Here is a 26,690-nt window from a genome sequence, read left to right on the forward strand (position 1 = left end):
CTTGTTCTATCTATCGGCAGTTAAATGTTCCTAAAAGGTATCTTTAAACGTGAAACGGACGATTTATTTTCGATAAGATTATAATTTTTAGATGCTTTTCTCCCAAAGTTAATTGACAAATAAATCATGACAGTTAACATTGTGTAAAAATATAATTATGCAAACTGTTGGCTATGGATTTTACAACTTGTCAAATTCCGATTCGGAATCGACTCAACATGGACGAGTTTCCTTACTCGGATAAACTCAACGAGCAGCGTTCATGTGAAGAAATCATTCGTTGGTGGAATGTCCCTTATGTGGATGAACTAACGTATGAGGAGTCTGGAGAAATAGGTGTATGCGTGCTCGATGGAGCGACGTGGGATGGACCTCGGTTGATCTCTGAACACGCCACTTTTGAAGAAGCAGTGGCTGCTGCCAATTTCTATGTCAATCATTCTGACATCTGGCGCAGGTTTCAAGAACCGTATGAGGCATTGGCAAAAGTGGATCACTTGATTGATATGAGTTCTTTCATTCATGGCAAATTAGCTAAGATGGATGAAAAGCAATTGTTTAACTATATGTTTCATTGGCTTCCTGATGCCAATCAAGCGAACCTTGAACTATCGTTGGTAGATTAATCGTATTTGATTATGGTGCAGCAATGCTTTTGCGCCATGATCGAATATCAAGTAAGCCTCACATTCATCGTAATTTCAGCCCTGAATACCAAATTTCCTTCAGTATCTTTTACTTCAACCGGGACGAGTTTATCCCCTTCTGTGTTCCAATCAATATTCTCACCTTGAGCATAAGCGGTCAGATCGGTTTTAGCCTTTTTTAAATATTCAACCGTCATTCCCACTGGGATCCAGCGACTCTTTACCGGTATTGAAACATCCGTCATCATTCCCCCAGCAAGTTCAGCCATGTTGCACATAGCGATGGCATGCACAGTATTCAAATGATTCGTCACCCGACGACGTTTTTTGATTTTGACCTCGGCATATCCGGGCTGTAAAGCTGTCACCTTAGGTTTGATTGAGTCGAAATAAGGGGCTAGACGGCAGACAACAAAGCTGAATAACTTGTCACCAAAGGGCAGGCGGCGCATTTGCTTATAGATCTTGAGGTTTTTGCGCATTGAAATGTCCTTTCTCAATGTGGATAGGGGTTATTATACTTATAGTCTGGTCAGACCAGAATGCAAGCTAGAGCTATCACTCTATCAAGGGAAACCTATCCCCCCTCATGATTAGTATTGATTTCCCGTGAGACAGATCACTCTTTCTGTTGAGGAATGAATTGAAGGTAATATATTGCTATTTGATTTTTTTATCTTATTTGTCATGCTGTTAAGTGGTTCTTTGGGGCTTTTAAAAAACAAGAAATTGCGTAAATTCTGAGCGTGAAACTACAAATGTCTGACAATAGACTCACGATGTCTTTTTGGAGATATTTATTTGTAAGCTGACGTGCCACAATTCCCACGTAATCAGATTAAAAGGCAAACCATGTTCTATTTATTTCCTCTATTGACTGTCATTATTTGGGCAGGGAATGCCATCGTTAACAAAATGTCGTACAGCGTGATCGACCCTGGGGCGATCTCTTTTTATCGCTGGTTTTTTGCCATGATGGTACTAACCCCCTTTGTAATGCCATCGGTATGGCGCAAGCGTCACGAAATTAAACCGCACTTATCCAAGCTCGCATTTTTAGCTTTGCTGGGCATGGTGCTCAACCAGTCACTGGGCTATTTTGCCGCTGCAACAACGACAGCCACTAATATGGCACTCATTATTTCACTTGTGCCGTTGTTGAGTATGTTCATGAGCGTACCGCTACTCGGGCAGCGCCTGTTACCGCTAGCCATGGTTGGTGCCGTTCTTTCGTTGGCAGGTTTGGTTTTCATGCTAGGACATGGTGATATTAGTACTCTGACGTCTCAAGGTATTAAGCAGGGTGATGCCTTGCTGATGATCGCTGCTTTTGTTTATGCGCTTTACTGTGTATTGTTGAAGCGTTGGACTATGCCATTGAATAACTGGCAGTCTGTTTATGTACAGGGGCTATTTGCGGTGACAATGCTAACGCCAATGTTGCTAAGCAGCGATCGTGTGGCGATCACTGGCGAATCATTGCCTTTAATTATGTATGCCGCGTTGCCTGCTTCGGTATTAGCGCCTTGGTGCTGGTTGAAAGGCATTGAGATTCTAGGTGCTGATCGTACAGCCATGTTTATGAACTTGATGCCTGTCCTTACGGCTATTTTTGCCAGTATTGCATTGGGTGAGCAGTTAGCTGTCTATCACTATATTGGCGGAGGTATGGTGCTTTCTGGCGTGATTTTGGCCCAGCGCAAACCGAAGCCGGTACAAACCGACAATATGGCCACTGCCTAATCTCACATCGAGTGAAACAAAAAAGAGGGTTGCCACAGGCAGCCCTTTTTTACATTTGATGCCCATCGCCCATCGCCCATCGCCCATCGCCCATCGCCCATCGCGTAATATTGTCGACAATCTATACTAAGGTCTAATACACAATGTTAACAATTGGCTTGTAAAAGCCACCCTGTAGCGCTAAATTTGTTCAAAAGTTGTTAAATTGTTGACAGTTTAGATGGGTGAACAAGATTTGAATTTGAAGAGTGTCGACAGTCACAGTGAAAAAGAAGGTACCAAGTCAGATAACCTGACTGAGCAGTTGATCGATCAGATTGTGAGCGGTAGTTATCCGGCAGGCAGCAAGATTTCAGAGCCAGAATTGGCTAAGCATTACGGCGTAAGTCGCGGTCCACTTCGTGAAGCAATGATGCGCTTAGAGTCAATGGGATTGGTTGAACGTATTCCACATGTCGGTGCACGGGTAGTTGCCTTAAGCCAAGAAAAGCTCATTGAGATCTATTCGGTGCGTGAAGCTCTCGAAGGTATGGCAGCAAGGCTTGCCTGCGAATACATTACAGACGAAGAACTTATCGGATTAGAAGAGTTGCTCGATGCCCATCATCAACATATCGAACAAGTTGAAGGTGTATCGTATTTTCATCAGCAGGGGGATTTTGATTTTCACTATAGGGTCATCAAAGCCAGTCGAAACACCAAGCTGATCAGTCTGCTGTGTGATGAGCTTTATCACTTGCTGAGAATGTACCGCTACCAGTCGCAGCGTTCTCACTCTCGTCCAGAGCAAGCCCTAAAAGAGCACTTCCATCTCCTTGGCGCGTTGAAAGAGCGTGATGCGGAGTTGGCTGAAATGTTGATGCGGCGCCACATAATGCGAAGCCGTCTATTAATTGAACAGAAATTGAAGCAGGATAAGGAGAACGTCTCATGAGTCCAGGGAAACGCTTCCGCCAAGCGGTTGCCAAGAATAATCCGTTACAGATTGTCGGTACGGTCAATCCGTATTGCGCGATGATGGCAGAGCAGGTGGGTCACCAGGCGATATATCTTTCTGGCGGCGGGATAGCCAATGCGTCATATGGCTTGCCAGATTTAGGCATTACTACCTTGAACGATGTGGTGGAAGATGTCCGTCGTATCACCGCTTGTACGAATTTACCTTTAATGGTTGATATTGATACTGGATTTGGCGGTGCATTTAATATTGCGAGAACTATTAAAGAAATGGAGCGTAGTGGGGCTGCGGCGGTTCATATGGAAGATCAGGTTGCACAGAAGCGGTGCGGACATCGCCCTAACAAAGCCATTGTTAGCCAGCAGGAAATGGCTGATAGGATCAAGGCGGCCGTCGATGCGAGGGTTGATAATGATTTTGTGATTATGGCGCGTACCGATGCACTGGCTGTCGAGGGGATGGAATCAGCGATAGAGCGAGCACAAGCCTGTGTTGAAGCTGGGGCTGATATGATTTTCCCGGAAGCAATAAACACACTAGAGCAATATCAACAGTTTTCAGACGCAGTAAATGTCCCCATTCTGGCTAACATTACCGAGTTCGGCCAAACCCCTCTATTTAGTAGCGATGAACTTGCCGAGTGTGGTGTTGATATGGTGCTGTATCCACTGTCAGCATTCAGAGCGATGAATCAAGCGGCGCTGAATGTTTATCAACATTTATTGAAAGATGGTCACCAGCGTAATGTGGTTGATCAAATGCAGACTCGTGAAGAGCTATATAAATACTTGGGCTATCACGATTATGAACAAACACTAGATAAGTTATTCAAACAGTCTTAATAAAGATATCTAGGCTAAAACTAATAATAAAAATATAAACAGGGTGGAATAACCTCTGGGTATCTCTTTATCTATAAAAATAACTGAAATAAAGAACATTCAATTTATCCAATATGTGAACTCAACTGAAGAAGGAGTCTGCTATGACTGCTATAGCCGTAGCTGATGTAAAGAAGGACGGAAAAGAATCTAAAGATAGCGCCATTGGTGGTGCAGGGTTGCGGGGACAAAGTGCGGGTGTCACGGCGCTATGTACGGTCGGTCAATCGGGTACCGGACTTACTTATCGCGGCTATGACATTACCGATTTAGCCAATAATGCTGAGTTTGAAGAAGTCGCTTATTTATTATTAAAAGGCCAACTTCCGAATAAACAAGAATTACAACAATATAAACAAGCGTTAATGGATTTCAGAGGATTACCAGAAGCATTAAAGCTGGTATTAGAAACGATCCCTGCCGATGCCCATCCTATGGATGTGATGCGAACCGGTTGCTCCATGTTAGGTAATATTGATCAGGAGCGAGATTTTTCTCAGCAGGATGAAAAAACAGACAAGCTGCTGGCGATGCTTCCGGCGATTATCTGTTACTGGTATCGCTACAGCCATGACGGTGTACGTATTGATACCGCTAACAGTCATGAGGATAGCATTGGGGGCTATTTCCTCGAAATGTTAACAGACAAATCGCCGTCGGAGCTGCATAAGCAGGTCATGCATTGTTCGCTGGTGCTGTATGCCGAACATGAATTCAATGCCTCCACATTTACCGCCCGTGTTTGTGCTTCCACATTATCGGATCTCCATTCCTGTGTTACCGCTGCTATTGGTAGTTTGCGTGGTCCGCTGCACGGCGGGGCCAACGAAGCTGCGATGGCGATGATTGAGCAGTGGCATACACCGGATGACGCAGAGGCTGGCATCATGCAGATGCTCGCGAATAAAGACAAAATTATGGGCTTTGGTCACGCGATTTATCGTGAATCCGACCCCCGTAATGCTTTAATTAAAGCATGGTCGGAAAAACTGTCTACCGATGTTGGTGATACACATCTATATGCCGTGTCTGAACGTGTGGAGCAGGTGATGAAACGGGAGAAAGGACTATTTTGTAATGCAGACTTTTTCCATGCCTCGGCTTATCACTTCATGGGGATACCGACCAAGCTGTTCACCCCTATTTTCGTTATGAGCCGAGTAACCGGCTGGGCGGCCCATGTTTACGAGCAGCGTGCTAATAACCGGATTATACGACCTAGTGCCGATTACGAAGGACCGGAGCATCAGGATTGGTTGCCGATTGAAGCGCGCAGTTAACGACGAAATTCACGGACGTAGATTATGACTATGAATACCAAATACCGTAAGCCGCTTGCTGGCAGCGGTCTTGATTTCTTCGATACCCGAGAAGCTGTCAACGATATATCGCCCGGTGCTTATGAAACCCTCCCTTACACGTCTCGCGTATTGGCCGAGCAATTGGTCAGGCGTTGTGAGCCTGATTCGCTGACAGATTGCTTGAAACAAATCATCGAGCGTAAGCGGGATCTTGATTTCCCGTGGTATCCAGCACGAGTGGTTTGCCATGATATTTTGGGACAAACAGCCTTAGTTGACTTAGCCGGGCTGCGGGATGCCATTGCTGCACAAGGTGGCGATCCGGCGAAAGTGAACCCAGTGGTTGAAACGCAATTGATTGTCGACCATTCTCTGGCGGTTGAACATGCAGGCTTTGATCCAGACGCATTTGATAAAAACCGTGCAATCGAAGATCGCCGTAACGAAGATCGCTTCCACTTTATCGAGTGGTGTAAAACTGCCTTTGAAAACGTCAGCGTGATCCCTGCGGGTAACGGTATCATGCACCAGATCAATCTCGAAAAAATGTCGCCCGTAGTACAGGCCAAGAACGGCATTGCTTATCCAGATACCTGTGTCGGTACCGACAGCCATACACCGCATGTTGATGCTCTTGGTGTGATTGCTGTAGGAGTTGGGGGGCTTGAAGCGGAGACGGTTATGCTGGGGCGTCCTTCCATGATGCGCTTGCCGGATATCGTCGGTGTTAACCTGATAGGAAAACGCCAACCGGGCATTACCGCGACAGATATCGTGTTGGCGATTACCGAGTTCCTTCGTAATGAGCGTGTCGTTTCGTCCTACTTAGAATTCTTTGGCGAAGGGGCGAAAGATCTCACCATTGGCGATAGGGCAACTATCTCGAATATGACGCCAGAATATGGTGCAACGGCGGGGATGTTCTATATTGATGAGCAGACCATTACCTACCTCAAGCTCACCGGCCGTGACGAGCAACAGGTTGAGTTAGTTGAGCAATACGCTAAGCAAACAGGTCTATGGGCTGACTCCTTGGAGAGTGCCATTTACGAACGAGTATTGGAATTTGACTTGTCATCAGTCTCGCGCAACATGGCCGGTCCCTCGAGTCCGCATCGTCGCTTACCAACATCCGAACTTGCCTCTCGTGGGATTTCTGGTGAGTGGGAAGAGAAGGAAGGCGAACTGCCGGATGGCGCGGTGATTATCGCGGCTATTACGTCTTGCACCAACACCAGTAATCCACGTAACGTTGTCGCAGCCGGCCTGTTAGCCAAGAAAGCCAATGAGTTGGGCTTGGTACGAAAACCCTGGGTGAAGTCTTCCTTCGCGCCGGGCTCTAAAGTGGCCAAGCTGTACTTGGAAGAAGCCGGCTTGTTGACTGAAATGGAAAAGCTTGGCTTTGGTATTGTCGGTTACGCCTGCACCACTTGTAACGGCATGAGTGGTGCGCTGGATCCTGCTATCCAGCAGGAAATCATTGAGCGTGACTTATACACAACCGCTGTCTTGTCCGGTAACAGAAATTTTGATGGGCGTATCCATCCCTATGCCAAGCAAGCGTTTTTGGCATCACCGCCTCTAGTGGTTGCCTATGCGCTAGCGGGCACGATTCGATTTGATATCGAACGTGATGCTCTAGGGACTGATAGTCGAGGCAATCCTATTTATCTCAATGACTTGTGGCCGAGTGACGAGGAGATCGATGCGGTTGTCGGCCAGCATGTTAAGCCAGAGCAGTTCAATCAAGTCTACATCCAGATGTTCAAACTGCATGATGAACAGCGTAACAGCAACCCGTTGTATGACTGGCGTCCTATGAGTACCTACATTCGTCGACCGCCATATTGGGAGGGGGCGTTGGCCGGTGAACGCACCTTGTCGGGTATGCGTCCGCTGGCGGTATTGGGCGATAACATCACCACCGACCACTTATCTCCATCCAATGCCATTCTGGCCTCCAGTGCCGCGGGTGAATACCTCGCCAAGATGGAAGTGCCGGAAGAGGACTTTAACTCTTATGCTACGCATCGTGGGGATCACTTAACCGCTCAGCGGGCGACGTTCGCCAACCCGAAACTGTTCAATGAAATGGTTAAAGATAATGGCGAGGTGGTGCAGGGCTCTTTGGCTCGAATCGAGCCGGAAGGTAGGGTGACTCGCATGTGGGAAGCGATTGAAACCTATATGAACCGTAAGCAACCTTTGATTGTGGTGGCTGGTGCAGACTATGGTCAGGGATCGTCCCGTGACTGGGCGGCAAAAGGAGTACGTCTTGCTGGCGTCGAAGCCATTGTCGCCGAAGGCTTTGAGCGTATCCACCGCACAAACCTAGTAGGAATGGGGGTGTTGCCACTGCAGTTTAAGCAAGGTGTTGACCGCAATACTTTAGAGCTAGATGGTACAGAATTGTACGACGTTGTCGGAGAGATCCAACCGGGCGCTGATTTAGCCTTGGTCGTGACTCGTGCTAACGGTGAAAAAGTTGATGTACTTGTAACCTGCCGTCTGGATACGGCTGATGAAGTGTCGGTTTATCAGGCTGGTGGAGTATTACAACGCTTTGCCCAAGATTTCTTGGCTCAATAGGGGGAAATGGCAATGACAAATTCCTCATGCCAAGCTCAATTACAATCTCAAATTAAGGTGCCTGCTACCTATATGCGAGGTGGAACCAGTAAAGGGGTGTTCTTTAATTTGGCCGATTTGCCATCTGACGCTCAGGTGGCAGGCGAAGCCAGAGATCAATTTCTGTTGCGGGTTATCGGTAGTCCGGATCCTTATGCCAAACAAATTGATGGTATGGGCGGGGCCACGTCGAGTACTAGCAAAGCCGTCATTGTATCGAAAAGCCGCAAAGCGGATCACGATGTCGATTATCTTTTTGGGCAAATATCCATTGATAAACCTTTTGTCGACTGGAGCGGCAATTGTGGCAACCTCTCGGCGGCGGTAGGGCCTTTTGCCATTCATGCGGGGTTGATTGCCAAGGAGCGTATTCCTACAAACGGTATCGTTACGGTGCGTGTTTGGCAGGTTAATATTGAGAAAACCATCGTGATACACGTGCCTGTTGTGAATGGTTTTGTGCAGGAAACGGGTGAATTTGATCTCGACGGTGTGACCTTCCCTGCCGCTGAAATTCAGGTGGATTTCATGGATCCTACGGATAGCAGTGGCTCGATGTTTCCTACCGGTAATCTGGTCGATGATCTGGAAGTACCGGACATTGGTACGTTCAATGCCACCCTGATCAATGCCGGGATCCCGACCATTTTTATTGATGCAGAATCACTGGGCTATATCGGAACCGAGCTGCAAGATGACATAAACAATGATCAAAAGGCACTGGCAATGTTTGAGTGTATCCGGGCATATGGGGCATTGAAAATGGGGCTAATTACTTGTCTAGAAGAGGCTGAAACCCGCCAGCATACGCCGAAAGTCGCATTTGTCTCCAAGCCCAAAACGTATCTGTCATCGAGTGGAAAAGAAGTGGCTGAGCGTGATGTTGATGTATTGGTACGTGCGTTGTCGATGGGCAAACTGCATCATGCCATGATGGGAACAGCCGCCGTTGCTATTGCTTCTGCAGCCTGTGTACCGGGGACGCTAGTGAACTTGGCTGCGGGGGGAGGAGAGAAAAAGTCGGTGACATTCGGCCATCCCTCCGGAACATTGAAGGTAGGTGCGCAGGCAAAATCGTCGGAACAGGGGTGGGGGATAGCGAAAGTCACTATGAGTCGCAGTGCGCGCATTTTGATGGAGGGCTTTGTCCGCGTTCCCGCCACAGTTTTCGACAAATAGCGTTAAGTCAGCTTTTAATAACACGCCTTTTTATTAGCAATACCAGGATTTATACCCAATGACGTCATGACGAAAGGCAACATGAAGTCGCTGGGTAAATTTAAGGAAGCACTATGTCTGCATATCTGAAAGCATACCAGTTGGCACAAACTCAACCACAAGACTTTTGGCGGGAGCAAGCTCTGAAACTTCCGTGGTACCGATTTCCACAAACCATATTAAGCAACGATGAAAACGGCATTGAACGTTGGTTTGCCGACGGTGAGTTAAATACCTGCCATTTGGCGTTGGACCAGCATGTCGAAGCGGGCAGGGGCGATCAAACAGCCCTGATCTATGATTCCCCCGTGACTGGCACCAAAGTACAGTACAGCTACCAAGTGTTGAGGGATCAAGTTGCCAAGACGGCAGGTATGTTGGCGGATTTGGGCGTGTCGAAAGGGGATCGCGTCGTGATTTACATGCCGATGATCCCGGAAGCAGCGATGGCAATGCTGGCCTGTGCGCGGCTTGGTGCAATTCACTCTGTAGTGTTTGGTGGCTTTGCGCCTAATGAGTTGGCTGTCAGGATTGAAGATGCAGAGCCTACCGTCATTCTTACGGCCAGTTGCGGTATTGAAGTTAACAAGGTCATCCCTTACAAACCATTGGTCGATAAGGCCATTATGGATAGCCGTTGGAAGCCTGAGCATGTGGTCGTTTTCCAGCGAAATGCTTGCCGTGCTGACTTATCTGAAGCGAGGGATGGTGATTGGCAGGCTTTGAAAAATAAAGCGGATATGCACCCTTGTGTGCCAGTCAAGGCTACCGACCCGCTTTATATTTTGTATACCTCAGGCACTACCGGTAAACCCAAAGGTGTCGTAAGGGACAATGGCGGCCATGCCGTTGCGATGAAATACAGTATGGAGACAATTTATGATGTCGAACCGGGTGATGTGTTCTGGGCGGCTTCTGATGTTGGGTGGGTCGTCGGTCACTCTTACATTGTATACGCCCCGTTAATTCACGGCTGCACAACCATAATGTTTGAAGGTAAACCGGTTAAAACACCTGATCCAGGTGCGTTTTGGCGAGTCTGTAATGACTATAGCGTTAACGTATTGTTTTCCGCGCCGACAGCCTTTCGAGCGATTAAAAAAGAAGACCCAAATGGTGCCTTGTTGGTTGATTATCCGATGACGAGTTTAAAAGCGATATATATGGCTGGCGAGCGGTTAGACCCGCCAACGCTTGAATGGGTGCAAGAGAAAACGGGCCGACCGGTTATTGACCATTGGTGGCAAACGGAAACGGGTTGGGCGATTGCCAGCAATCCGGTCGGTCTTGAGAGTTTTGCTATCAAGCCCGGCTCAGCGACCATGCCTGTCCCTGGCTATGGTGTGGTCGTTCTGGATGAGTTAGGCGATGAAAAATCAACCAACCAGCAAGGATTCATTGCAATTAAAAGGCCATTACCTCCGGGTTGTTTACCGACGGTTTGGCGCAACCACGACAGATTTCAATCGGGTTATTTGAGTCAGTTCCCTGGTTATTATGTGTCAGGTGATGGTGGCTATATTGATGAAGAGGGCTATTTATTTGTGATGGGACGAATAGATGATGTCATTAACGTTGCTGGTCACCGATTATCAACCGGTGAAATGGAAGAGGTTGTGGGTGGTCATGAAGCCGTAGCAGAGTGCGCGGTTATTGGGATCCATGATGAACTGAAAGGTCAGTTACCTTTGGGCTTGGTCGTTTTGAAGGATGGGTATTACTCTGCCGATGGTGTTATTGAAAAAGAGTTATTGCAAAAGGTCAGGCACGAGATAGGTGCGGTTGCTTGTTTCAATCGTGCGCTGGTCGTCGAGAGGTTACCCAAGACGCGTTCAGGTAAGATTTTACGTCGGGTGATAAGGCAAATTGCTGATGGTGAGCAGTATGTGGTGCCGTCAACTATTGACGATCCATCGAGCCTTGGTGAGATTGAAAAGGCGCTGAATTAATTAAATGCTGAGCGAAATACAGTAATGAGGTGGGTATCACCCTATGTGGCAGATGATTAATGGACTGAAAGTTTCTATGTGATCTTGATCATGTTTGGATTGTGGACTATCAATAGAAACAGTGCATTGCGAAAAGGAGGATGCTATGCCTTTCAACTTTATTATTATTGGGTTCGCACTTGCTGCCCTTGCGCTTGATAAACTGTCAATTTTTGATGATGACACGGCTGATTACGTCAATGTGCCAATTTATCAGGTCAATAGTAATGCTGATAAAACACCTGAAAGGACGTTGGCTAATAAAGCCAAGGTTGTATACCCTGCAGAAACGCTCTCCCCACGAAACAGTATCGATGAATACGATGCGATGATGACACCTAACGGAACACCACATGCTTCGTTAAATGTAAAACAGGTGGTTTTAGGGGGGATGGTAGTGCCAACTGATTATTAAAAAGCCACTTATGTGGCTTTTTGATAGTCCCTTAAAAATGCCAGTCGCGCTTTAGTTAGCGCTGACTGTGTTCCTGTTTTTAGTTTATGCCTAACCAGTTTGGCATCCTTACTCATAATAATATTCCTATGCAATCCATGCACGCTTTACCAACGTTGCTTATATTTTGATTTTATTAGCCATATAGTGTGACATTAGTCCCAACTATATGTTTTTGTTGCATGTGAATATATACAAAACTGCCGACTAATTAAAGATTTGAAAGATTACGGTTTGATGAATCCCAGCTTTATGTGATCTCTATCAATATTATGCCTGTTGATTCGTATGCTGCTATGAAGTGATGGCTCAGATTTTCTACTGTGTGTTATGTTGACTAAGCGCCCCTTGAACCAATATGCAGTTAAGATAGAATCACTTGGGTATAATTGGCTCTAGGTTGATTACTCTACCTCCTGCCTGCATTTTTCTTGAAGTAGACTTTATAATGACTTTATCTGCCGATTTGGCTCCTTTTTGGCTCGGAGAGCCGACACAACCAACGCTTGAATCTCAATTAGATTGGCTATTCCAGTGTGAGCCTTTCTTCCGTCTCCAATATGGTGAAGTGGGTCAGCCACTTTCTGAGTGGATAGGTAAACACCTTGATACAACTATTCAGGCATTTAGCCAAGATGTCGATACGCGACAAGCGGTAGGTGCATCCTTGTGGTTGAAAAGCTTTACTGCCCATCTGTGTTCAGGCTTGGCAGCGTTAAGGCTTAAGTTTAACCGTGTTCCTGTGCTATCTATTGATTTTATCAGTCTTGATGTGGCGACTAATGGAAAGTTAAAGCGAGTTGGTATCCCCACAGAGAGTTCGTTTTTCTGTCTTGAGGAAGATCCTCTTGCCCACAGCTCTCAGGCAAGAGTCGTCGAATCGGAGCAAGCGTTAGATCAACACTTGTCTGACTTAGTGATAGCGATTGGACAATATTTGGCACCTCAATTTAAAGAGCAAAAGGTCAATACCCCTCAGTTCTGGGGAGCGATAGGTTATGCGCTAGGGTTAGTTTTTCAAAAGCTTACTCAGCATGGTCATGATAAAGCGTTAATTGATCGCTTACAGCCTAAAGCGGATGCGTGGCTAGCGGTAATCTTACCTGATTATGCCGAGTTAAACCGCGTGAAGGCAGCAAGCCAAGGGAAAGTCGGTATTTACTATATTCGTCGTGAAACCTGCTGCCTGAAATATAAATTGGATGGCAAGAAAAATTGCGCGACTTGCCAGCAACGTGAGCCTGCAGAACAGCTTGCTCTCTATCAATCAAAAGTACCTGTTTAATAACCCTATTCACTGAGTTTTAGTTTTCCCACATCATCGGGGTATAGCACTTTGTCCAAGCTGTCACGAAGATCCACAAGGGGCTGCTGACTGATTTCGATGATTGTTCTTACCGGCCTGTCGAGCTCGACGATTAAAGTTAACACCAAAGAAAACGCCAGCGCAAAGGGGAGGGCTGCAACCAGCGCTCTTCCTTTGTTTTGCGCGCCAACTTGAACGCCGTTCAACGCTATGGTCAAGAATGTCAGTAGTCCTAGCGTAAACCAGATACTCATCGGAATCCTTCCTCTTATTCCTTTATTCATCCTTTCGGTGTGGATATCAATCACCTCATTGAGTGAATTGATATACAACAACAGTAACTCCGGTGAAGTGCTCCCATGCGAGTCAATGGCTTGGTTCCATAATTTGAGTTGTAACGTTTCACTTTCTTTTATGATGTTATTGATGACCCGCTTTGGGTCCTCTTTATTTTGGACGACGCGTAATGTGACATACTCACGCAGTAATTCTCGGCTGCGTGAACGATAAGGTTCAGCCAGTAAGCCGGTACGAAGGATGGTAGTACCTACCGCATTGGCTTCAGTAAGGACTAGTTGCTTTCTTTCTCCTGATTTTGCCGCCGCCATACTAAAAGTGATGGCGAGAATGAAGGCCAGCAGGCTAGCAAGCCCCGTAGCCATAGGGCTAATAGATTGGCTGTACTCGTTGGATGGAAAGCGAAGAGCTAAGCGATATCCGAACTCAAACATCAGAGCAATAGCCCCGAAAATCAGCCCTAGGATGATAAAAATTGACAGAGAATCGATGAAGGACTCTTGATACATACAGTAACCTTGAAAAGAAACTCAACCAAACGTATTAGAACGGCATTTGGCCTGATAGGGTGAAACAAGTGATACATCAGGCATCTGGCTAACAGTATAGCGGGTCATAGTTGTCCCGATTCTTAGATGCGCAAGTCTTTATCAGTTTGGTATAAGCTAAACTCTTAGTGTTGTTACGTTATGTTCTCCCGAGGGATAGCAAATGAAATATAAGCATGTTTTGTTAGCCGTTAACTTTGATGCGAATGCTGAATATTTGGTAATGAAAGCCGCTGAACAAGCAAAAGCTCATCAAGCTCTACTTAGCGTGATTCACATTGATCCAGACTTTACTGAATTGTATGAAGGGGTCAGGGAGTTTAATCCGGCAGAGTTTGATGAGTCTGTGCATAGCCAGTCTGTCCAAGACATGGCGACGTTGTTGAAGGAAGCAGATTATCCAATTTTCAAACATATTTTCTATGCCGGTTATGTAGAAGATCAAATCATTAAAGCCATTAACGAGTTTGACGTCGACCTTCTGGTGTTCGGTCATCATGAATCAAGCTGGTTCCACCAATTGACGTTATCCAGCAGTGAGCCATTACTAAGAAAAATGCCTTGTGACCTGCTGTTCATCCGAGTTGAACGTTGATACGCCAACTAGCGTTCTAAAATAACAGCGGTTGATGTCCAGCCATAGACTAGCTCATCAACAAAACTGCCTTCAGGTGCTTGCCATTGCTGGCTAATGATAGGTTTGCCACCCATATAGTCATAAAAGTGTTGGGCGCTGATGTTCTGGCTCAATACTTCGAGATAAGCGCCAGAGTGGCTTGCCTCTGTCTGAATAATGCGGGTGGCATGCTGTAGCAAAGCCTTTCCAACACCTTTGCCCTTGGTATCTTTGTCGACGTGAAGGTTTTCTATTAATGTTCCCTGCTCACTATCCTGATCTAGATAAATACAGATAAAACCAAGCAGGTTCTCGTTTTCTAAAGCGACATAGATCCGCTGGTTTTCACTCGGTTGGCTAAACCGTTGCTCCCAAATCGCGCCACGTTCTTGGAAAACGTCTTCAGAAAGATATTTTTCGTCCAACAACCCGGTATAGACAGACTGCCAACTTATAGCATGAAGCCGGGTAATATCGTGTTGATGTTTGCTTTGAGCTGGTTTGACGATAATCACGAAACCTCCTTATCCACACTGCATATCTTGTTTACTACATTGATATTACTTCAAAAAAAGCCTTTTTCAATATCAGCTTTATCGCGTCGGTTCTGTGACCATGCAGCAAATAAATTAAATAATTCTATTTGTAAATGCGATATCGTGATCGAGGTAAACCAATATCATAAACTGGTTGATCCTGATCGCTTTATTAACATTAATTGGTTAACCAATGGGTGGTGAAGGGTAATATTTATCCTGTTTCCAATACCCTATAAATATAAAGGCCAATAATGAAAAATACACTCTTTACCCTAGCGCCTATAGCGGTGGCACTCATTCTTGCTGGTTGTAACTCCTCATCAAGTTCTAATGATGGCAAAGATGATCTTATCCAACCACTTGTCCAATCACGTATTCATGACCTTCTAGATGTTGATGGTTACCAATTCCGTGATGCCAATGGCGATGGAGTACTTAATCCATATGAAGATTGGCGTTTAACCTCTGAAGAACGTGCGGCGGATTTGGTTAGTCGCATGACCCTCGAAGAGAAAGTTGGCATGATGCTGATTGATACTTTGAATGCAGAGGCCTACGGATACATTGGTAGTCAGCACCAAGACTTTGTTAACCGTCAGAAGATGAACCGTTTTATCTTCCGAAATAATATCCTCACACAAGACGAAATTGATGCGCTGACAGATGAAGAACGCCAAGATGGTGGTGCTGCTGGTGGCCCTGGTGGCCCGAACTATAGAATCAGTCCCATGGAAGCTGCCCAGTATATGAATAGTATGCAAGAGCTTACCGAGCGTACTCGATTAGGTATCCCTGCATTATTCAAATCGAATGCGCGTAACCATATTGACCCGAATGCTAAATCCGGTATCAATGTTGATTCTGGCGCCTTCTCAGCATGGCCAAAAGAGGGCGGATTGGCTGCAACGGGTGACATGGAACTTATCGCTGAGTTTGGTGAGGTGATGCGGGCTGAGTGGAATGCGATTGGTCTCCGCGGTATGTATGGTTATATGGCTGACTTGGCAACCGAACCACGTTGGTATCGTGTACATGAAACCTTTACCGAAGATGCTGATCTAGCATCTGACATCATGGCATCCTTGGTTGGAAACCTACAAGGTAAAGAGGTTAGCTCCGACAGTATCGTGCTGACCATGAAACACTTTCCCGGTGGTGGCCCACAGTTCCTCGGCGCTGACCCTCACTATATAGCAGGTCAGCATCAGAGCTATCCTGCCGGTAATTTTGATTATCACGTTAAGCCTTTTAAAGCCGCCATTGATGCCGGTGTAGCAGCCATGATGCCTTACTACGGCATTGTTGGCGGTGGTGAGTGGTCAATTAACAACCCAGATGAAACGAATCTAGATGCGGGAGGCGTGCCTCTCGGTGATCTCTTGCATGACCGCGTGAAAGATACTGTGCGTGTGCCGAACAATGATTATTCTACTCATGTCGGTACGCCGGCTGGTAATGTTGGTGTTGCTTTTTCAAAGGGTATTTTGGATGGTCTTTTGCGTAAGGAGCTTGGTTTTAGCGGCGTGATTAACTCCGATACGGGTATCATCAATGATCAGAACAATGTGCATACTGATTATGAGATGATGCATAACAACCGTGCGTGGGGGCTACAAGATAAGGATAAATCCGAGCAGTTTGTTATCGCCATTGAAGCCGGCACCGATGTATTCTCTGGCTTTAACCGAAACGATGAGATTCGTTCCGTTGTGGAGCAGGGGCTAGTCTCCGAAGCTCGTATCGATGAATCAGTAAAACGCCTATTGAAAGTACAGTTTGACTTAGGGCTATTTGAGAATGCCTATGTTGATGCTGAGAAAGCCAATGAGATTGTCGGTAATGCAGACTTCCAAGAAAAAGCACAACTGGCCCAACGTAAAGCTGTCGTGCTGCTGGATAATTCGGGAGATGTTCTGCCCCTGGCTAAAGCATCTAGCTTATTTACCATGGGCTTAGATGGCAAGATTGCTGAAGAGTATGGTTACGATGTCACTACCGGTGATGATGAGAACGGTAACAAAATTGTTGATGCAACCGGTAACGATCATGCATTAATTCGTGTACGAGTCGATAATATTCCAGCGGTCATTTCAGGGGATATCCCGAATAATCGTGCCTTGGTATTTGGTGGTTCGGATTTTGACGAATTGTCAGTACTCGATTTTACGAGCATGGCAAATTCAGAATCTTGGGTAATCACTCCGACTCTTGATGATATTCAGGCTGTGATGACAGAGGTTGGTGCTGAAAATACCGTCCTCTCAGTGTATTTCCGTCAACCATACGTGCTTGACGATACAAGCGGCCTTAAAGATGCAGGTGCGATTCTTGCGACCTTTGGTTCTGATGACCGTGCGGTTATGGATGTGGTGAGTGGTGAGTTTAACCCTCAGGGCAAACTACCATTTGCCCTTGCCAATAGCGCCCAAGCGATTATTGACCAAGACTCAGATGCGCCGGGCTACAAAGAAGGTGGCACGCTATATAAATTTGGTCATGGTTTGAGTTACAAATAAGCTTAATATCACATACATGTTGAGACAAAAGAGCCTGATACATACCAGGCTCTTTTTTTTGAACTCGGTCTACAAATTCAAATTAACTGGTCAATCAAATTATTCAGGCGGTATATAATGATATAATCATCAATCAAATTAGTGAGGTCTTTGTGTACAGAGGTAATTTATGCTCTCTGGATAGCTATCGTCATATTCCATATAAATTAGTCGAAATTATCCAACTGGTAAAAAGAAGAATTCAAACGAACGATGAAGAGGGGACTTATCCTGTAATTGATGATAAGGTCTTTTTCTTTGTCGTTGAAGATGAAACAAAATGTTTTGCTGAAACAAGATCAGAAATTCATGACAAGTATATTGATATCCAAATCATACTGAAAGGGATTGAGTGCTTTGGATATAGCGAACAGCCATTTTATTCTATCGAGAAGGATTTTCTTGAGGACAGAGATGTCGCTTTTAGCCAGGAAGTAATAGATGAGAAATTTGTCACTTTATCTCAGGGTGATTTTATTATTTTTAATACTAGGCAGCCTCACCGCCCCCTAATTGCAAAAGAAAAGCCTGAGCGGGTTAAGAAAGTGGTTATAAAAGTAAATAAAGAATATCTGAATAAATTTATTGAGGTGTAAAATGAACACTTATATGAATATGCTGGAATGGGAAGATGACGCTATTCCACATCGGCTATGGATCGAGAGGCTTGATAATAATCAGACTCGATTATGCATGAAAGTGATTAAAGATGTTGACCCAGAGATGTTATACCTTGAATTACCGGTCTCGCAAGAAAAAGTGATGGGAGCTTGGCAGGGAAGGGCTGCGGCTGTTTCTGATGCTTATGATGATGGCTGTCTTTATTCGCAAGTCCGAAGTTTGTTTAATTTAGACAATGGGTGTGTTGTTTGGACGGTAAACCACATACAGCTGGCTGATAACAGAAAGATGTCTGCAGATAAACTCGCCTTCGTTCCTGGTATGACGCATGATCAGGGGTTATTGAAATCTATTTATGCAACTGTTTAATTTATCTTGTTCTTCATTATAAAAGTCATTTCAATTAGAAAGTCCACATTTCTAGAAAAATAAAGCGCACCAAGTATTACTTGGTGCGCCTTTTATATCGTTTTTTTCGACATAAACATTCTGGATATAGTATATAAGTTGACTATGATAAATGTTGACTCCATTAGTGTTCCTCCAATTGAACCTAACAATAAATTATTTGTTAGCCAGCAAAATGAGTTGAATAAAATCAGCAGGCGTAATTTAATGCCTTCAGCTTGAAATAGAGCCCATGTTGCGACAGATGCACCAAATATTGTTAGCAACTCATAACTATGTTGCAGGCTAGGTAAACCCATGAGCCAAAGTAAACCGATAAAGAACCACATGACTCTTTTTGATTTTGTCTGGGTTGACGCATAACTTCTCAGCGCACTTATCCCACATCCAAATGCGGCAGTAAACGCTCCCATTAAAATAAAATGACAGCATAAAATGACTTGGAAAATAGTTAGGTGTAAGCGAAACTTGTTTCCGTTTTGATGAAGAAATGCCGATGCTCCAACGGCAAAAGCAAATAGCCCAACCCCCTGGGCAAAATCAAGTTCTAACATAATATCCCTTTGGTAACTTATATATTGGCAACATGCATTCAATAACCCGGCTTTTTGAGCAATTAGTCTTTGGGTAAATAATCAGCGATAGCTTTACAGCATAATTCTGGGCTGGACAGTACAGGTGCTGGTGGCTGGTTGATATAGCCAAGTGCTGGAGCCATTGAGGCTTGGGCGAGTACGATATTATCGTATCCATAGACTTCTTGTTCTACGTATTCTGCGATGACTTTAGCATATGATTCTGTATCGCCATTAGCATAATATGGCCAAGCGTTAGGAATAACGGCATAAGAGATATCAGGCGAGGTACCGTGCTGTTGGGCACATTGCGCTAACAGAGAGAGGGTCGGATCTATGGTACTGTCGAGAGCAGCGAGAACATGAACTCTTGTTTGGGTGATGGCTTTTTCTGCCATCGGACGGTCAACACGGATCACTTTAGAATCAATATTGTCTGTTTGCTCTGCGGCATTACCGATGGTTGAGCAAGTGCAGATGATAATATCAGCACCGGTTGCAGCAATGTCTTGTACTTCCTGCTGGATGAGGCTGACAACGGCCTCTGTTAGGCCATCGGCCATGGCTTGCTTGAGTAGTTGCTCATTAACATGATGAGCAATCATAACATTGTCGTCGGATAGGTATTGTTCGATATAGGGACAAAATAACACCTTATTGGCATCTAAAGTGTAGAGAAAAGCTATTTTCATTGTGTGCAATCCATAGCAAAAATGTTGGCAAAAGAAAGGCTTCCCAAAGGAAGCCTTAGCAATCTAACGTGATTGGTTATGCTACAAGATCAGCCGCTTCACGCGCAAGTTTGCCAATTTCATCCCAGCGGCCTTCGTTGATCATCTTTTTATCAACCATCCATGTACCACCACAAGCAAATACGCGGTCAATGGCAAGGTAGTCTTTAATATTCTTGGTATTGACACCACCCGTTGGCATGAACTGGATTTGTGTGTACGGGCCAAGTAGTGATTTAACCATATTGATACCGCCAGACGCTTCTGCTGGGAAGAACTTCAATGTTGTGATGCCCATTTCAATGGCGGCTTCAACCGCGCTAGGGTTATTAACACCAGGGACGATATCAATGCCAAGCTCTTGGCAGGCTTTAACTGTATTCGGGTTGAAACCAGGAGAAACAACAAACGTCGCACCGGCTTCCTTGGCGGCAATCGCCTGCTCGCGGTTCAATACCGTACCGGCACCAATTAACATATCAGGTTGTGCTTCACGCAGGAGTCGAATAGCTTCAACGGCCGCATCTGAACGGAAAGTGATCTCTGCGGCCGGCAGGCCATTTTCGGCCAGTGCTTTGCCTAGAGGGATAATATCTTCCGCGCGATCAATAGCGATCACGGGAATGACTTTAATTTTTGCCAGTTGCTGTGCTGTTGTGCTCATTGTTGAGTCTTCCTTCATGATTGTTCAGAAAGAGCGGTTTGCTCATTGGTAAATTGAATATGTGCCATCACATCTGCAGGTATAATCGCGCCCTTATGCTGAATGACTGTGCCAGCTAGTTGGTGGCCTTGTTCGGAACACATCGCTGGAGATTTCCCCGTGAGCAAGCCTGCCATGAAACCGGCATTGAATGAATCACCCGCTGAGGTTGTATCAATCACGTCTTTAACCGGTGTTGTTGCGACGAAAGTGCGTGTTTCGGTGGTGAAGTCCTCAAAGTAGTTACCTTTGGCGCCCATTTTTACAACCGCTTTTTTGACCCCTGCAAATTTGAGTCTTTCCAAAGTGATTTCTTCGCTGCTATCACCCCATAGGTTGGCTTCATCGTCGTTGGTAACCAATGCTAGTGACGTGACGGCAAATATTTGGCGGTAACATTCACGGGCTTGCTCGGCTGAATCCCATAGGGCTGGGCGGTAATTGGAATCGAAGAGTATCTCAACGCCTGCATTTGCAAGCTGGCCAAGTAGATCAATAAGTTGCTGGCGGTCTTTGTGAGGTAAGATCGCAAGACTTATTCCGCTCAGGTAAACCATGTCCATCTTTGTTAGTTGCTCAGCGATACGGGCAAAGTCAGGATGCTGCAGCATATAACGGGCCGCAGACTGGTTACGCCAATATAAAAAAGTACGCTCGCCCTGTTCATCCAACTGGATCAGATACAGGCCTGGTTGGCGAGAGCTGTCTCGTAATACCAACTCAGTTCCTACTCCTTCCTGTTGCCAGCGCTGTAGCATGCCTTCGCTGATGGTATCGTTACCCAGTGCTGATACATACTCAATGTGAGCTGTTTGGCTTGCTGTTCGAGCCAAATAGACGGCGGTATTCAGCGAATCGCCCCCATATGTCTGCTGCATATCACCAAAGGGTGCGCCATTGAGTTCGATCATGCACTCGCCGATAAGGGCTATGCGTTTCATGCTTGCTCTCCAGGAAGGGTGAAGTAGCGCTTGGCGTTGCCGAAGCAGATATCCTGTACCATCTTGCCGAGCATGTTGATGTCGTTGGGGACTTCGCCATTTTCCACCCATTGGCCAATCATGTTGCACAGAATACGGCGGAAATACTCATGGCGGGTGTACGAAAGGAAGCTACGTGAGTCGGTCAGCATACCTACGAACTGGCTTAGTAGGCCAAGCTGCGACAATTGCTCCATTTGGCGTTGCATACCGTCTTTCTGGTCGTTGAACCACCAACCAGAACCGAACTGTACTTTGCCGGCAATACCACCGCCTTGGAAGTTACCGATCATGGTTGCCATCATTTCATTGTCGCGCGGGTTCAGGCAGTAAATAATTGTTTTTGGCAGCTCATTGCTGAAATCCATGTCATCCAGAAGGGAGGCCAGCTGGAAAGCAAACGGACGGTCACCTATCGAATCAAAACCGGCATCAGCGCCAAGAAGCTTGAACATACGGGTGCTGTTGTTACGTTGGGCACCAATGTGTAGCTGCATCACCCAACCACGCTTAGCGTATTGCTTGCCAAGCCAGACTTGCACCGCAGTGCTGAATTGATCGACTTCTTCTTCAGAAAGTACTTCGCCAGCCAGACGGCGAGTGATCATAGTGTTCAGTGCTGATTCTGACGGGACTTTGCCGTAGCGTACGATTTCGATGCCGTGGTCTGCTGCGCGACAACCGTGCGCTGCGAAGTGATCTAGGCGACGATCAAGGGCTGCCAGTAAGTCAGCAAAAGAGGAAATTTCGATATCAGCGGTTTCGCCTAAAAGCTGCATATATTCTGCAAAGCCATCTAGTTCGATTTTGAATGCACGATCTGGTCGCCAGCTTGGGGCGACTTCGATGTCACAGCTTTCATCTGCAGCAATGGCTTTATGGTGTTCTAGTGAGTGGATTGGGTCATCGGTTGTGCCCGCCATGACCACATTCATCTGCTTCATAATGCCGCGAGCTGAAAATTCTGGGCTCGCTAGCATTTCATTACATTCGTGCCAAATACCTTCTGCTGTCTCAGGGCCAAACAGTTTACCGGTGATACCAAATGGGCGGCGAAGTTCAAGGTGGGTCCAGTGGTAAAGTGGGTTGCCTAGTGTTTGAGGGACTGTTTTTGCCCATGCCATGTACTTATCGAAATCAGAGGTTGCTTTACCTGTAATTAAGGCTTCTGGGATACCGGCTGCACGCATACCACGCCACTTGTAGTGATCGCCTTCTAACCACATTTGGCCGATATTATCGAATCGACGGTTCTCAGCGACTTCCTGAGGGTTCAGGTGGCAATGGTAGTCATAAATTGGCATATCTTTGGCGTAATCATGGTAGAGCACACGCGCAATTTCATTGGAAAGTAGGAAGTCATCACAAAGGAAATTTTTCATTTTTGGCTCCAGAAAAACACTGGGCGATCATGTCGCCCAATGTTGAAAGGGGGGTTATAGGGAAGCAACAGCGGCACGTGCGCCTTTGGTAATGATCAACTGGTAAGCTTTGGTAACCGCTTCTACAATTTCATTGTTTTTAATTAAGTCCGTGCCGAAAATAGCCTCAATACCTAAAATGGCTTTGACGACCGAGGTATTAATACCGTGCTCTTGGTAGATAGCTTTGAATTGCTCAACCATAGGATCGCGAACATCAATTGGGTTGGCTTTTTCATCTACACCGCTGATGTAAATCATCCAGCCGGCAATACCCATCGCCAGCCATTTGTAATCAGATCCTGCAGCGAGGTGATGACGCAGCGATCCACCCATGCGCTGGGGGATTTTCTGGCTACCGTCCATCGCAATTTGCCATGTTTGGTGTTTTAGGCTTGGGTTGGTAAAACGCTCGATAAGCAGTTTGGCGTAAGCGTCAAGATCTGTACCCTCTGGCATGGTCAGGGTCGGAGCCTGTGCCAGCATCATCATGTCAAACGCCGCTTTACGGTAGCTTTCGTTGGTCATGGTGTCTGAAATATGTTGGTAACCGCCTAGGTAGCCTAAGTAAGCGAGAAATGAGTGGCTGCCGTTAAGCATACGTAGTTTCATTTCTTCAAATGGAACAACATCAGTAACGAATTCCGCGCCCGCGACATCCCACTCAGGGCGGCCATTAACGAAGTTGTCTTCGATCACCCACTGGCGGAAAGGTTCGCAGGCAATACCGCATGGGTCAGCAACACCAACACGTTCGGTAATTTCAGCTAATGTTTCCGGTGTGGCTGCGGGTACGATGCGGTCAACCATCGTACATGGGAAAGTCACATTGGCTTCAATCCAACCCGCCAATTCTTGGTCAACCAAGTTGGCAAAGTCCAATACAGCAGCACGGGCCACATGGCCATTTTCTTGTACGTTGTCACAAGACATGACGGTGAAAGGTTTAAGGCCAAGCTCGCGGCGGATACGCAGTGCTTCAACGATATAGCCAATTGCAGACTTTGGTTCGCGAGGGTTTTCTAGGTCGGCTTTGATCAGACTATTGTTCTTATCCAAGCGACCGGTTGCAGGGTCGGCACAGTAGCCTTTCTCAGTAATCGTCATTGAAACGATGGCCACCTGTTCTTCTGCCATTTTCTCAAGTACCGCGCGTTGCCCATCAAAGTTTGGGTGCAGTGATTCGGTGACCGAGCCAATCATTTTGACAATGGTTTCACTTGCCCCTTTTTCTGCCACAGTATACAGATGTTCCTGTTCACGAAGTTGGGTAATCAGCTCTTCGCCGCCGAAAAGGTTTATCTCACAAATACCCCAGTCGCTACCGGTTTTTTCTAGCATTTCATTGGTAAACAACGCTTGGTGGGCACGGTGAAAGGCACCAAAGCCAAGGTGAACGATACGGCTTTTTAGCGTAGAACGATCATAGTTAGGGCGAATAACGTGGGTGTTTACGTTGCTGTTAGCGATATTATCCATTGTTTTGTCCTTGATTCCGCCAGCTACGCTGGCGGAATATTTATTTGGGGAAGTAGAAATGCTTGATCAGTAACCTAGCACTAGGCCTGGTAGGAATAGGCTAAGCTGAGGAATAAAGGTTACAGCCAGTAGCGCAACAATCAGTGCGGCATAGAATGGCAGTAGTGGTTTGATAATCTTATCGATGGAGACTTTGGCCACCGAACAACCGATAAACAGTGCACTACCTACCGGCGGTGTACAGATACCAATCGCTAAGTTGAAGGTCATCATGATACCGAAGTGAACCGGGTCGATACCGAGGTCTAGGGCGATGGGTAGAAAGATTGGTGTAAAGATAAGTACCGCTGGGGTCATATCCATGAAGATACCAACAATCAATAGGATTAAGTTGATGATCAGCAGGATAACCAATGGGTTTTCAGACACCGCCAGTAGGGCATCAGCAATCATATAAGGGATATCGGCATTGGCCATCGCCCAAGACATCCCCATTGAAGCACCGACCAGCAGCAATACAATTGAGGTCGTTACCGCTGACTCAAGGATAATTTTCGGTAAATCTTTGAATTTTACTTCACGGTAAATCAACACGGCGAGTATGAAGGTATAGACGACCGCAATGGCTGAGGCTTCAGTTGCGGTGAAGATACCGCCAATAATACCACCCATGATGATGACGATTAGCATCAACGAAGGCAGGGCTTTAATCAGCGTGTCCCATACTTCAGCGAGGGTTGGTTTCGGTGCTAGTGGGTAGCCACGGCGTTTGGCAATGAAACCCGCAACACACATCAAGCTAAGACCCATGATGATCCCTGGGATATAGCCACCTAGGAACAGCGCCGCAATCGATGTACCACCAGAAACCAAAGAGAATACGATCAATGTATTACTTGGTGGGATCAGCAAACCGGTCGGGCAAGACGTAATGTTAACTGCTGCCGAGAAATGCTCATCGTAACCGTCTTTCTTTTGTAGCGGTGACATGGTGCCACCAACAGCAGCTGCAGACGCGACAGCCGAGCCAGAAATAGAGCCGAACATCATGTTGGCCATCACGTTTACGTGCGCCAGTGATCCCGGAAGTCGACCACCTAATACTTTGGCAAAGTTGATAAGACGGATTGCGATGCCGCCTTGGTTCATGATGTTACCAGCTAGAATGAAGAACGGGATAGCAAGCAGTGCAAAGTTATCTAAGCCCGCAGCCATTCGTTGTGCCACAACGGCTATTGCAGGCTCAAGCGGTAAGCTCATCATGATTGTTGCAAGTGACGATAAACCGATAGCAAAAGAAACAGGGATCCCCAAGGTAAGGAGAACTGCAAAGCTACCAAAGAGTGTAAGAATGACTTGCCATTCCATAGTGGTAATCCTTTATTTAATTAATTCTGTTGGGCTTCAGCGGCCGGGATATTGCCAGAGAGTAGTTGTGCGACTTTTTCGTAACCGAAAATGGCGGAATAGAAGATCATCAACGAACCACTTATCGGCAGGCAGAAGTAGATGTAGCCCATTTCTAGGCCTAGAGCTGGGGTTACCTGCCCAGTTGACAGTGTTTTTAGCGCTAGGTTTGTGCCGCCGTAAACCAAAACGATGAAAGCAAAAGCGGCAATTGCAAGCTGGATAACAATCTCGTTGATTAACTTTCGCTTGCCGCTGAGCTTCATAGTGAGAAGATCAATAGCGAGGTGGCGTTTCTGACCGGTCGTATAGGCGGCACCAATTAAAGCAACCCACATAAAGAGATAGCGAGCCAGTTCGTCAGTGATGGTGCTTGGTTTACCAATGACGTAACGTGAAATTACCTGCCAAATTACACAGAAAACCAAGAAAGAAGAAAGCGATACAGTAAACATCGCTAATCCTCTATTTATATAACCAACCATTTTATTCATCTTCAGTTCCTTTCAATGGGGATACGTACCTTTTGGTTTGGTTAACCAATGCAAGAGGTTCTTAATAAGTTCTCTGTATAGGCACGGTTGTTTCTGGCTGAAATTATAGGGAAGGGCGATAAAAAGTCATGTGAGGGGCATCACATTTACATTGGTTGACCAATTCGGTGGGGTTTATTGTGATATAGGTCA

At 46.0% G+C, this 26,690-nt stretch carries 25 protein-coding genes; 14 read left to right on the plus strand and 11 right to left on the minus strand.

The annotated features are described in order from the left end of the window. The first annotated feature begins 218 nt into the window (after positions 1-218). Complete coding sequence (locus C9I99_RS02025) at positions 219-626, plus strand: hypothetical protein (protein WP_107347173.1); 408 nt, start codon at positions 219-221, stop codon at positions 624-626. 47 nt (positions 627-673) lie between these two features. On the opposite strand, the gene C9I99_RS02030 is transcribed toward C9I99_RS02025, so the two are convergent. After that, positions 674-1,129, minus strand: a complete 456-nt coding sequence (locus tag C9I99_RS02030; RefSeq protein ID WP_107347174.1) for a hotdog fold domain-containing protein — start codon at positions 1,127-1,129, stop codon at positions 674-676. Between the two features lie 370 nt (positions 1,130-1,499). Between C9I99_RS02030 and C9I99_RS02035 the strand changes: the two genes are divergently transcribed. The 9 genes from C9I99_RS02035 to C9I99_RS02075 all read left to right on the plus strand — a co-directional run bounded on the left by C9I99_RS02035 (position 1,500) and on the right by C9I99_RS02075 (position 13,103). Next, positions 1,500-2,390: a DMT family transporter gene (locus C9I99_RS02035; RefSeq protein ID WP_107347175.1), complete on the plus strand. Its 891-nt coding sequence runs from the start codon at positions 1,500-1,502 to the stop codon at positions 2,388-2,390. 220 nt (positions 2,391-2,610) lie between these two features. After that, positions 2,611-3,324 (plus strand): GntR family transcriptional regulator, encoded by a 714-nt coding sequence (locus C9I99_RS02040; RefSeq protein WP_107347176.1) that lies wholly within the window; start codon positions 2,611-2,613, stop codon positions 3,322-3,324. Further along, positions 3,321-4,190: a methylisocitrate lyase gene (gene prpB, locus C9I99_RS02045; RefSeq protein WP_107347177.1), complete on the plus strand. Its 870-nt coding sequence runs from the start codon at positions 3,321-3,323 to the stop codon at positions 4,188-4,190. The genes C9I99_RS02040 and prpB overlap by 4 nt, the downstream gene beginning before the upstream one ends. A 143-nt stretch (positions 4,191-4,333) precedes the next feature. After that, positions 4,334-5,509: a bifunctional 2-methylcitrate synthase/citrate synthase gene (gene prpC, locus C9I99_RS02050; RefSeq protein ID WP_107347178.1), complete on the plus strand. Its 1,176-nt coding sequence runs from the start codon at positions 4,334-4,336 to the stop codon at positions 5,507-5,509. Positions 5,510-5,533: 24 nt separating this feature from the next. Further along, entirely contained in the window at positions 5,534-8,119 is a 2,586-nt protein-coding gene (gene acnD, locus C9I99_RS02055; RefSeq protein WP_107347179.1) for a Fe/S-dependent 2-methylisocitrate dehydratase AcnD, read from the plus strand. 12 nt (positions 8,120-8,131) lie between these two features. Continuing rightward, complete coding sequence (gene prpF, locus C9I99_RS02060) at positions 8,132-9,337, plus strand: 2-methylaconitate cis-trans isomerase PrpF (protein WP_107347180.1); 1,206 nt, start codon at positions 8,132-8,134, stop codon at positions 9,335-9,337. A 113-nt stretch (positions 9,338-9,450) separates the two neighbouring features. Next, positions 9,451-11,325 (plus strand): propionyl-CoA synthetase, encoded by a 1,875-nt coding sequence (locus tag C9I99_RS02065; protein WP_107347181.1) that lies wholly within the window; start codon positions 9,451-9,453, stop codon positions 11,323-11,325. A gap of 145 nt (positions 11,326-11,470) precedes the next feature. Then, positions 11,471-11,779 (plus strand): hypothetical protein, encoded by a 309-nt coding sequence (locus C9I99_RS02070; protein ID WP_107347182.1) that lies wholly within the window; start codon positions 11,471-11,473, stop codon positions 11,777-11,779. A gap of 487 nt (positions 11,780-12,266) precedes the next feature. Then, positions 12,267-13,103 (plus strand): (2Fe-2S)-binding protein, encoded by an 837-nt coding sequence (locus tag C9I99_RS02075; protein ID WP_107347183.1) that lies wholly within the window; start codon positions 12,267-12,269, stop codon positions 13,101-13,103. A gap of 5 nt (positions 13,104-13,108) precedes the next feature. Here the strand turns inward: C9I99_RS02075 and C9I99_RS02080 are convergent, their stop codons facing one another. Next, positions 13,109-13,930 carry a bestrophin-like domain gene (locus C9I99_RS02080; RefSeq protein WP_107347184.1) on the minus strand — a complete coding sequence of 274 codons (822 nt, stop codon included), beginning with the start codon at positions 13,928-13,930 and terminating at the stop codon, positions 13,109-13,111. A 202-nt stretch (positions 13,931-14,132) separates the two neighbouring features. On the opposite strand from C9I99_RS02080, the gene C9I99_RS02085 reads away from it, so the two are divergent. Further along, positions 14,133-14,564: a universal stress protein gene (locus C9I99_RS02085; protein WP_107347185.1), complete on the plus strand. Its 432-nt coding sequence runs from the start codon at positions 14,133-14,135 to the stop codon at positions 14,562-14,564. Positions 14,565-14,572: 8 nt separating this feature from the next. On the opposite strand, the gene C9I99_RS02090 is transcribed toward C9I99_RS02085, so the two are convergent. Beyond that, positions 14,573-15,100, minus strand: a complete 528-nt coding sequence (locus C9I99_RS02090; protein WP_107347186.1) for a GNAT family N-acetyltransferase — start codon at positions 15,098-15,100, stop codon at positions 14,573-14,575. Positions 15,101-15,375: 275 nt separating this feature from the next. Here C9I99_RS02090 and C9I99_RS02095 point away from each other — a divergent pair, with 275 nt between their 5' ends. The 3 genes from C9I99_RS02095 (at position 15,376) to C9I99_RS02105 (ending at position 18,669) form a co-directional block, all read left to right on the plus strand. Beyond that, complete coding sequence (locus C9I99_RS02095) at positions 15,376-17,640, plus strand: glycoside hydrolase family 3 protein (RefSeq protein WP_107347187.1); 2,265 nt, start codon at positions 15,376-15,378, stop codon at positions 17,638-17,640. 152 nt (positions 17,641-17,792) lie between these two features. Continuing rightward, positions 17,793-18,275 carry a NanQ anomerase/TabA/YiaL family protein gene (locus C9I99_RS02100; protein ID WP_107347188.1) on the plus strand — a complete coding sequence of 161 codons (483 nt, stop codon included), beginning with the start codon at positions 17,793-17,795 and terminating at the stop codon, positions 18,273-18,275. A gap of 13 nt (positions 18,276-18,288) precedes the next feature. Then, a complete protein-coding gene (locus C9I99_RS02105) occupies positions 18,289-18,669 on the plus strand; it encodes a hypothetical protein (protein ID WP_243734282.1) in 381 nt (126 codons plus the stop codon). Positions 18,670-18,761: 92 nt separating this feature from the next. Here the strand turns inward: C9I99_RS02105 and C9I99_RS02110 are convergent, their stop codons facing one another. From C9I99_RS02110 to C9I99_RS02145, 8 genes are all read right to left on the minus strand, one after another. After that, positions 18,762-19,262 (minus strand): YgjV family protein, encoded by a 501-nt coding sequence (locus C9I99_RS02110; protein ID WP_107347190.1) that lies wholly within the window; start codon positions 19,260-19,262, stop codon positions 18,762-18,764. A 62-nt stretch (positions 19,263-19,324) separates the two neighbouring features. Continuing rightward, complete coding sequence (locus tag C9I99_RS02115; RefSeq protein WP_107347191.1) at positions 19,325-19,975, minus strand: hypothetical protein; 651 nt, start codon at positions 19,973-19,975, stop codon at positions 19,325-19,327. Between the two features lie 76 nt (positions 19,976-20,051). Beyond that, entirely contained in the window at positions 20,052-20,678 is a 627-nt protein-coding gene (locus C9I99_RS02120; protein ID WP_107347192.1) for a bifunctional 4-hydroxy-2-oxoglutarate aldolase/2-dehydro-3-deoxy-phosphogluconate aldolase, read from the minus strand. A gap of 14 nt (positions 20,679-20,692) precedes the next feature. Further along, positions 20,693-21,658, minus strand: coding sequence for a sugar kinase (locus C9I99_RS02125; protein ID WP_107347193.1), 966 nt, complete (start codon positions 21,656-21,658; stop codon positions 20,693-20,695). Next, the gene (uxaC, locus tag C9I99_RS02130; protein WP_107347194.1) at positions 21,655-23,079 is read right to left on the minus strand and encodes a glucuronate isomerase; all 1,425 of its coding nucleotides are present in this window, start codon (positions 23,077-23,079) and stop codon (positions 21,655-21,657) included. The genes C9I99_RS02125 and uxaC overlap by 4 nt, the downstream gene beginning before the upstream one ends. 54 nt (positions 23,080-23,133) lie before the next feature. Further along, positions 23,134-24,597 (minus strand): fructuronate reductase, encoded by a 1,464-nt coding sequence (locus tag C9I99_RS02135; protein ID WP_107347195.1) that lies wholly within the window; start codon positions 24,595-24,597, stop codon positions 23,134-23,136. 66 nt (positions 24,598-24,663) lie between these two features. After that, positions 24,664-25,965: a TRAP transporter large permease gene (locus C9I99_RS02140; protein ID WP_107347196.1), complete on the minus strand. Its 1,302-nt coding sequence runs from the start codon at positions 25,963-25,965 to the stop codon at positions 24,664-24,666. Between the two features lie 20 nt (positions 25,966-25,985). Next, positions 25,986-26,498: a TRAP transporter small permease gene (locus tag C9I99_RS02145; protein ID WP_166645351.1), complete on the minus strand. Its 513-nt coding sequence runs from the start codon at positions 26,496-26,498 to the stop codon at positions 25,986-25,988. Positions 26,499-26,690 lie beyond the last annotated feature (192 nt).

This window comes from Photobacterium lutimaris, from assembly GCF_003025555.1.
In the GTDB taxonomy this organism is placed as follows: Bacteria; Pseudomonadota; Gammaproteobacteria; order Enterobacterales; family Vibrionaceae; genus Photobacterium; species Photobacterium lutimaris.

Bases quoted from the DNA above. Each gene is read 5' to 3' on its own strand.
- C9I99_RS02120 (WP_107347192.1), bottom strand. From the start codon at position 20,678: ATGAGCACAACAGCACAGCAACTGGCAAAAATTAAAGTCATTCCCGTG.
- prpF (WP_107347180.1), top strand. From the start codon at position 8,132: ATGACAAATTCCTCATGCCAAGCTCAATTACAATCTCAAATTAAGGTG.
- C9I99_RS02025 (WP_107347173.1), top strand. From the start codon at position 219: ATGGACGAGTTTCCTTACTCGGATAAACTCAACGAGCAGCGTTCATGT.
- uxaC (WP_107347194.1), bottom strand. From the start codon at position 23,079: ATGAAAAATTTCCTTTGTGATGACTTCCTACTTTCCAATGAAATTGCG.
- C9I99_RS02145 (WP_166645351.1), bottom strand. From the start codon at position 26,498: ATGAATAAAATGGTTGGTTATATAAATAGAGGATTAGCGATGTTTACT.
- C9I99_RS02065 (WP_107347181.1), top strand. From the start codon at position 9,451: ATGTCTGCATATCTGAAAGCATACCAGTTGGCACAAACTCAACCACAA.
- C9I99_RS02075 (WP_107347183.1), top strand. From the start codon at position 12,267: ATGACTTTATCTGCCGATTTGGCTCCTTTTTGGCTCGGAGAGCCGACA.
- C9I99_RS02140 (WP_107347196.1), bottom strand. From the start codon at position 25,965: ATGGAATGGCAAGTCATTCTTACACTCTTTGGTAGCTTTGCAGTTCTC.
- C9I99_RS02080 (WP_107347184.1), bottom strand. From the start codon at position 13,930: ATGTATCAAGAGTCCTTCATCGATTCTCTGTCAATTTTTATCATCCTA.
- C9I99_RS02085 (WP_107347185.1), top strand. From the start codon at position 14,133: ATGAAATATAAGCATGTTTTGTTAGCCGTTAACTTTGATGCGAATGCT.
- C9I99_RS02035 (WP_107347175.1), top strand. From the start codon at position 1,500: ATGTTCTATTTATTTCCTCTATTGACTGTCATTATTTGGGCAGGGAAT.
- C9I99_RS02040 (WP_107347176.1), top strand. From the start codon at position 2,611: ATGGGTGAACAAGATTTGAATTTGAAGAGTGTCGACAGTCACAGTGAA.
- C9I99_RS02030 (WP_107347174.1), bottom strand. From the start codon at position 1,129: ATGCGCAAAAACCTCAAGATCTATAAGCAAATGCGCCGCCTGCCCTTT.
- C9I99_RS02115 (WP_107347191.1), bottom strand. From the start codon at position 19,975: ATGAAAATAGCTTTTCTCTACACTTTAGATGCCAATAAGGTGTTATTT.
- C9I99_RS02095 (WP_107347187.1), top strand. From the start codon at position 15,376: ATGAAAAATACACTCTTTACCCTAGCGCCTATAGCGGTGGCACTCATT.
- prpB (WP_107347177.1), top strand. From the start codon at position 3,321: ATGAGTCCAGGGAAACGCTTCCGCCAAGCGGTTGCCAAGAATAATCCG.
- C9I99_RS02135 (WP_107347195.1), bottom strand. From the start codon at position 24,597: ATGGATAATATCGCTAACAGCAACGTAAACACCCACGTTATTCGCCCT.
- C9I99_RS02110 (WP_107347190.1), bottom strand. From the start codon at position 19,262: ATGTTAGAACTTGATTTTGCCCAGGGGGTTGGGCTATTTGCTTTTGCC.
- acnD (WP_107347179.1), top strand. From the start codon at position 5,534: ATGACTATGAATACCAAATACCGTAAGCCGCTTGCTGGCAGCGGTCTT.
- C9I99_RS02125 (WP_107347193.1), bottom strand. From the start codon at position 21,658: ATGAAACGCATAGCCCTTATCGGCGAGTGCATGATCGAACTCAATGGC.
- prpC (WP_107347178.1), top strand. From the start codon at position 4,334: ATGACTGCTATAGCCGTAGCTGATGTAAAGAAGGACGGAAAAGAATCT.
- C9I99_RS02070 (WP_107347182.1), top strand. From the start codon at position 11,471: ATGCCTTTCAACTTTATTATTATTGGGTTCGCACTTGCTGCCCTTGCG.
- C9I99_RS02105 (WP_243734282.1), top strand. From the start codon at position 18,289: ATGAATATGCTGGAATGGGAAGATGACGCTATTCCACATCGGCTATGG.